Consider the following 1,014-nt stretch of genomic DNA (forward strand, 5'->3'; position numbering starts at 1 on the left):
CACCGCTGGGCAGTTCTACTGGCCGTCAGTGGGCATTTTCGTGGCCGCCTATGGGCAGTTTTTCATGGCCGCTAACATAATCGCGCACACCTTCAACAACTCATCACGGCGGCAGAGACTGGAGCCAGCACCGCCCGCAGCCCGCGCCGGCGGGCATCAGGTAATGGTCGGCAAGCTGCGCCACAACAGGTCCTTGGCGTCGGAACTTTCCCTGCTTACAGAGCTCCATGCGAAAGGGGCTCTTTCCGATGAGGAGTTCAGCCTCGCAAAGCGCCACCTTCTCGGAGGCTGATTAGCTCAGGGCGATGGGCCGCAGCCCAACGTGAATCGCTCTGCACAAACCATAACCGCGGGCATGAACGACTCGCATCCAGGCGAACGTGGGGCAGGCGCCCGGTAAAGGATCGGTTAACGGGAGATTGGGACCGTCTTCGTTTTACGAAGCTGAGCGATCCCGATGGTTGTAATGGCAGCTGTGCCCAGCAGGACCAGGATTAACAGCCCCAGCAGGGGAGCTCATGCATGGCGAGCTGGGGAATGCGGCCTTCCAATTGTTGGTCGATCTGGACGGGAAGGGACTGGCGCTCTTCTCCAAACAATTTTTCAGCGTCGGGGTTGTCCATACGAACATCTCCGCCGCCGCATAGACGCTGCGCGGGCGGAGCCCCGACCACCCCACAGCTAAGCTTCCGTGAACTCTTTTCTCTCATGGGGCAATACATCTTGTGACGACCGACAGTGAACTAATACATAGATCCCGCGAGGATCCCAGGCATTCGCCGTGCTGTACGACAAGTACTGCCGTTCGGTGCACAGGTACGCGGCGACCAGGGCAGGTGAATCCGTTGCTGACGACGTCATGGCGCAAACCTTCCTGGTGGCGTTCGAAAGCCTGTCAGCGATGGTCGAAAAGTGAGCCATTTCGCGGGCTGAAAACTGAGCCACTTTGACGCTGGTTATTCTGCCGTATTTTCTGGTCTTGTCGAGGGCAGCGAGTCGACCTGTGTGTGTTTG

General features: G+C 58.6%; 3 protein-coding genes. All 3 read left to right on the forward strand.

Annotated elements, in window-relative coordinates; all coding sequences use genetic code 11:
* Positions 1–292 (forward strand): SHOCT domain-containing protein (locus ACR65J_RS21005; protein WP_440172733.1); only part of this gene is annotated, 292 nt, incomplete at its 5' end.
* Positions 293–518: 226 nt separating this feature from the next.
* Entirely contained in the window at positions 519–647 is a 129-nt protein-coding gene (locus ACR65J_RS21010; RefSeq protein WP_440172735.1) for a hypothetical protein, read from the forward strand.
* 134 nt (positions 648–781) lie between these two features.
* On the forward strand, positions 782–916 hold the full coding sequence (locus ACR65J_RS21015) for an RNA polymerase sigma factor (RefSeq protein ID WP_440172737.1): 135 nt from the start codon (positions 782–784) through the stop codon (positions 914–916).
* Positions 917–1,014: the final 98 nt, after the last annotated feature.

Source organism: Arthrobacter sp. SAFR-044, assembly GCF_059414985.1.

Coding starts and splice junctions, on each gene's coding strand:
- ACR65J_RS21010 (WP_440172735.1), top strand. CDS start 519: ATGCATGGCGAGCTGGGGAATGCGGCCTTCCAATTGTTGGTCGATCTG.